Origin of the sequence: Paenibacillus zanthoxyli JH29 (genome assembly GCF_000520715.1) — a bacterium.
Lineage (GTDB): Bacteria > Bacillota > Bacilli > Paenibacillales > Paenibacillaceae > Paenibacillus_AQ > Paenibacillus_AQ zanthoxyli.
Map to the genome: position 1 here is coordinate 1 of NZ_ASSD01000061.1, position 368 is coordinate 368.

A 368-nucleotide genomic window follows, 5' to 3' on the forward strand; every position below is an offset into this window, starting at 1 on the left:
CGCTCGACGACTTCGCGGAGCCGCTGGAGGAACCGGGGATTTCGCGGCTGATGGATCTCGGCGAAGCCCCCGATGAGAGCGTGACGGTTACGGCGGGAATGGTCGTATCCGTCAAGGAAATTATGACAAAAGCCGGCAAGGCGATGGCCTTTGTTGAATGGGAAGACCAGATCGAGCGCTGTGAGGTCGTGCTGTTCCCCGAGGTGTGGAAGCGCAGCCGAGCGCTTGTCGCCAAGGGCGCGCTGCTTGCTCTGCGCGCCAAGGTGCAGCAGCAGGACGAAGGCTTCAAGCTGCTGGCCGACGAGGTGGCGCAGCTGTCGCCGGAGACGCTGCGCGGCCTGCTGCAGCGGCGCGCGGCCATGGCTGCG

The 368-nt window shown here is 65.5% G+C and carries 1 protein-coding gene; it reads left to right on the forward strand.

Translation table 11 applies throughout. The features are described from left to right. Nucleotides 1–368: OB-fold nucleic acid binding domain-containing protein (locus L691_RS32435; protein ID WP_036734848.1), on the forward strand; the 368-nt coding region annotated here is incomplete at both ends.